At 59.1% G+C, this 4895-nt stretch carries 4 protein-coding genes; all 4 read left to right on the top strand.

The features are described 5' to 3' along the window. The coding region (locus ACRESJ_RS15775; RefSeq protein WP_431758729.1) for a type IV pilus secretin PilQ at positions 1–1234 on the top strand (1234 nt) is incomplete at its 5' end. 4 nt (positions 1235–1238) lie between these two features. Beyond that, on the top strand, positions 1239–1757 hold the full coding sequence (gene aroK, locus ACRESJ_RS15770; RefSeq protein WP_053153402.1) for a shikimate kinase AroK: 519 nt from the start codon (positions 1239–1241) through the stop codon (positions 1755–1757). Between the two features lie 151 nt (positions 1758–1908). Continuing rightward, complete coding sequence (aroB, locus tag ACRESJ_RS15765; RefSeq protein ID WP_431758728.1) at positions 1909–3009, top strand: 3-dehydroquinate synthase; 1101 nt, start codon at positions 1909–1911, stop codon at positions 3007–3009. 10 nt (positions 3010–3019) lie between these two features. Beyond that, entirely contained in the window at positions 3020–4612 is a 1593-nt protein-coding gene (locus ACRESJ_RS15760; RefSeq protein WP_431758727.1) for an AAA family ATPase, read from the top strand. Positions 4613–4895: the final 283 nt, after the last annotated feature.

The following is a 4895-nucleotide window of genomic DNA, read 5'->3' as shown; positions in this document are numbered from 1 at the left end:
CCAGGACATCGATGTGCGTTCGGTGCTGCAACTGATCGCCGATTTCACCAACCTCAACCTGGTCGCGAGCGACACGGTGCAGGGCGGCATCACGTTGCGCTTGCAGAACGTGCCGTGGGATCAGGCGCTGGATCTGGTGCTGAAAACCAAGGGGCTGGACAAGCGCAAGGTCGGCAACGTCCTGCTTGTTGCGCCGGCCGATGAAATTGCTGCCCGTGAGCGTCAGGAGCTGGAATCACAAAAGCAGATTGCCGATCTGGCGCCGCTGCGTCGGGAGCTGTTGCAGGTGAATTACGCCAAGGCGGCGGATATCGCCAAGCTCTTCCAGTCGGTGACCAACGCCGATGCGAAACCCGACGAACGGGGCTCGATCACCGTCGATGAGCGCACCAACAACATCATTGCCTACCAGACACAGGAGCGGCTTGATGAGCTGCGCAGGATCGTCACGCAGCTGGATATCCCGGTGCGTCAGGTCATGATCGAGGCGCGCATTGTCGAAGCCAACGTCGACTATGACAAAAGCCTCGGGGTGCGCTGGGGCGGTTCGGTACGAAAGGGGAACTGGAACGCTTCCGGGGTCAATAACGGACTCAATGCTTCGTCGACCATCGGAACGCCCGGCAGTACCAGTACCAACTCACCGTTCGTCGACTTGGGTGCGGTCAACAACACCTCGGGAATCGGTATCGCATTTATCACCGATAACGTCTTGCTGGACCTGGAGCTGTCAGCCATGGAGAAAACCGGCAACGGGGAAATCGTCTCGCAACCCAAGGTGGTCACGTCCGACAAGGAAACCGCAAAAATCCTCAAGGGCACCGAGATTCCCTACCAGGAAGCCAGTTCCAGTGGCGCGACTTCGGTGTCGTTCAAGGAGGCTTCGCTGTCGCTGGAAGTGACGCCGCAGATCACCCCCGACAACCGGATCATCATGGAAGTGAAGGTGACCAAGGACGAGCCGGACTACTTGAACAAGGTCCAGGATGTGCCGCCGATCAAGAAGAACGAAGTCAACGCCAAGGTCCTGGTCAACGATGGCGAGACCATCGTGATTGGCGGAGTTTTCTCAAATACTCAGAGCAAGGTTGTAGATAAGGTGCCATTTCTTGGCGATGTGCCGTATCTTGGCCGCCTTTTCCGGCGTGACGTGGTTTCGGAGAAAAAATCTGAGCTGTTGGTGTTTCTCACTCCGCGTATCATGAATAACCAGGCGATTGCTGTGAGTCGTTGATTCTGTGCGAAATTTGATTCTTGTAGGACCGATGGGCGCTGGTAAAAGCACCATCGGCCGGTTGCTGGCCAAAGAGCTGCGCTTGCCATTCAAAGATTCCGATAAGGAAATTGAATTACGCACGGGCGCCAATATCCCATGGATCTTCGATAAGGAAGGCGAACCGGGCTTTCGTGATCGCGAGGAGGCAATGATTGCCGAGCTCTGCGATTACGACGGTGTGGTGTTGGCGACCGGTGGCGGCGCCGTCATGCGCGAAGCCAATCGTCGGGCGCTGCATGCCGGTGGGCGGGTGGTCTATCTGCATGCTTCCGTCGAGCAGCAGGTCGGACGCACTGCTCGCGACCGCAATCGTCCCTTGTTACGCACCGCCGATCCGGCGAAGACCCTTCGGGATCTGCTGGCGATCCGCGATCCGCTTTATCGGGAAATTGCCGATCTGGTAGTCGAAACCGATGAGCGGCCGCCGCGAATGGTTGTACTCGATATTCTGGAACGGTTGCAGCAACTGCCGCCCCGTTAAAGCGCCGCACGAAATGCGCTATCCTCGGCGTCCTGCCATGACCGCACAAGGTTGTGGCGCATGGCTGGCAAGCGGCGTCACACCAGCAGACGCCATGGACATTCGTTAATTCAAGGCTTGACGCCTGATTCCATCTTCACTGTGGGGACACATGCAGACACTCAAGGTCGATCTAGGCGAGCGCAGCTACCCGATTCATATTGGCGAAGGTTTGTTGGATCAGCCTGAACTGCTGGTCCCGCATATTCGCGGGCGGCAAGTAGCGATTATCTCCAACGAAACCGTTGCGCCGCTCTATCTCGAACGTCTGACCCGCAGCTTGGCGCAGTTCTCGGTGATTTCCGTGGTACTGCCCGATGGTGAAGCCTTCAAGACCTGGGAAACCCTGCAACTAATTTTCGACGGCCTGCTGACTGCCCGTCACGACCGTCGCACCACGGTGATCGCCCTCGGCGGCGGCGTGATTGGTGACATGGCCGGTTTTGCGGCTGCCTGCTACCAGCGCGGTGTTGATTTCATTCAGGTCCCGACCACGTTGCTGTCGCAAGTCGACTCTTCCGTGGGCGGCAAGACCGGGATCAACCATCCGCTGGGCAAGAACATGGTCGGCGCCTTCTACCAGCCGAACGTCGTGCTGATCGACACGGCCTCCCTCAATACCCTGCCTGCCCGTGAGCTGTCTGCCGGCCTGGCGGAAGTCATCAAGTACGGCTTGATCTGTGATGAGCCGTTCCTGACCTGGCTCGAAGACAACGTCGATCGCCTGCGTAATCTGGATCAGCAAGCCCTGACCTATGCCATCGAGCGTTCCTGCGCAGCCAAGGCTGCGGTGGTTGGCGCCGACGAGAAGGAGACCGGTGTGCGGGCCACGCTCAACCTGGGCCATACCTTCGGTCACGCCATCGAAACCCATATGGGCTATGGTGTCTGGCTCCACGGCGAGGCGGTCGCTGCTGGCACCGTAATGGCTCTGGAAATGTCCGCGCGCCTGGGCTGGATCAGCGAACAGGAGCGCGATCGCGGTATTCGCCTGTTCCAGCGCGCCGGGCTGCCGGTTATCCCGCCTGAAGAGATGACCGAAGCTGATTTCCTCGAACACATGGCAATTGATAAAAAAGTGATCGACGGTCGTTTGCGCCTGGTGCTGTTGCGCCACATGGGCGAAGCGGTAGTGACCGATGATTATCCGAAAGAGGTTCTACAGGCCACGCTGGGAGCGGATTACCGCGCCCTGGCTCAGCTGAAAGGTTAATAAGAACGCGATGACTAGTTTGCATGCCGACGAGGCTTTCCTCGGCCATTACCAGTTGAATCATGACCCTTTTGCTCCACGGGTGCCTGGCTTCAAGTTTTTCCCGGCCCAGCGCAAGCCGGTGCTGGGGCAGTTGCATCACCTGGCGCGTTACAGCGAGCTGCTGTTAGTGGTTACGGGTCCACAAGGCAGCGGCAAGACCCTGTTGCGCCAGGCCCTGGTGGCCAGCACCAACAAGCAATCGGTGCAGAGCGTGGTGGTTTCCGCCCGTGGCGCCGGTGATTCTGCCGGTTTGCTGGGTCAGGTGGCTCAGGCGCTTGATGTTGCCCAGGCCGAGGTTGGCGCGATCGTGGCTCAGGTGGTGCAGCTGGCGCTGACCGGTCAGGAAGTCTATCTGCTGGTGGATGATGCCGAGCAGCTCGACGAGTCTGCACTGGAAGCGTTGATGGCGCTGGGTGCTGGTGCGCCGGAAGGGCGTCCGCACGTTTTCCTGTTTGGCGAATCGTCGATGATTGCTCAGCTCGACGCCTTGCAGCTCGAACAAGAGCGCTTTCATGTCATCGAGCTGCAGCCTTATACCGAAGAAGAAACCCGCGAGTATCTGGATCAGCGCCTTGAAGGCGCAGGTCGGGGTATCGAACTTTTTACTGCGAATCAGATCTCTGATATTCACGAAAGCTCCGAGGGTTGGCCTGGCAACATCAACCAGGTTGCCCGCGATGCGATGATCGAAGCCATGATTGCCAGCCGCTCAGCGGTGAAGCGTCCAAGTATGGGGTTCAATATGCCGAAGAAACACGTATTGGCGATTTCCGCCGTCGTTGTGGTCGCGGTAGCCGCCGCCTGGCTGATGCCCGGTCGCAGTAAAGCGCCAACCACGGGTGCACCGGCCAACGAGCAGGCGCAATTGCCGCTCGGTCAGGGTGCGTCTCAGGCGAGCGGTGGCGCACCAGCCGTCGAATTCGCCGGCAACACGCAGCCGATGCCATTGCCGTTGGTCGGTAACTCGCAGCCGGTCATGCGTGGTCCTCTGGCTGAGGCCGCAGGTGGCATCACTGAAGGTGACGATGGAGTACCGCTTGAAGGCTCCAGCGCGACGCCGCCAACCGTAACCACCACTGCACCGCCTGTAGGCGTGCCTGCTGGCCCGGCGCCGACCCCTGCGGCCAAACCCGTGCCCGCACCGACCCAGGTCGCTACCGCCAAGCCTGCGCCGATTCCAGCGCCAGCCACCAAGCCTGCTCCAGCGCCAGCCAAACCGGTTGTTGCGGCGGCCAAGCCTGCCGAGAAACCAGTCGCTGCCGCGAAAGCTGCCGGTGGTACCTGGTACGCAGGTCAGGCGCCGGGTAACTACGTGGTGCAGATCCTCGGCACCAGTTCGGAAACCGCCGCGCAAAACTTCGTCAAGGAGCAGGGCGGCGAGTACCGTTATTTCAAGAAAGTCCTCAACGGCAAACCGCTTTACGTCATCACCTACGGCAACTTCGCCAATCGTGATGCGGCTGTTTCCGCCATCAAGGCCTTGCCAGCGAAGGTTCAGGCTGGTAAACCTTGGCCTCGCTCTGTCGCCAGCGTCCAACAGGAACTGGCAACAGCTCGCTGAAGATTCGGCGGCCTTACCCAGGCCGCCTCTCCCGGCACCTCAAAATTTCTGCGACGCATGCGGCTTTCGAGCCGCGTGCGTTGTGGTGTCTGCGTCACAGTAGTCTTTGAGTCGTAGCAGTCAAAATTAAAAAAAGTTTTGACTAGCACAGCAGATCGCTTTAAACCTTTCACAAATGCGACATGAATTTACGACATTTCGTCGCTAAATTTGTGAGCCTCTGTGTCGGTGTGTACAATGACCTCCCTTTTGCCCCCGCAAAGCTGGCGTACGTTCGGCGCGG

This window comes from Pseudomonas sp. (assembly GCF_050739655.1).
Lineage (GTDB): Bacteria > Pseudomonadota > Gammaproteobacteria > Pseudomonadales > Pseudomonadaceae > Aquipseudomonas.
The sequence above is the reverse complement of the archived record's forward strand: the minus strand, read 5'-3'. Positions and strand labels throughout refer to the sequence as shown.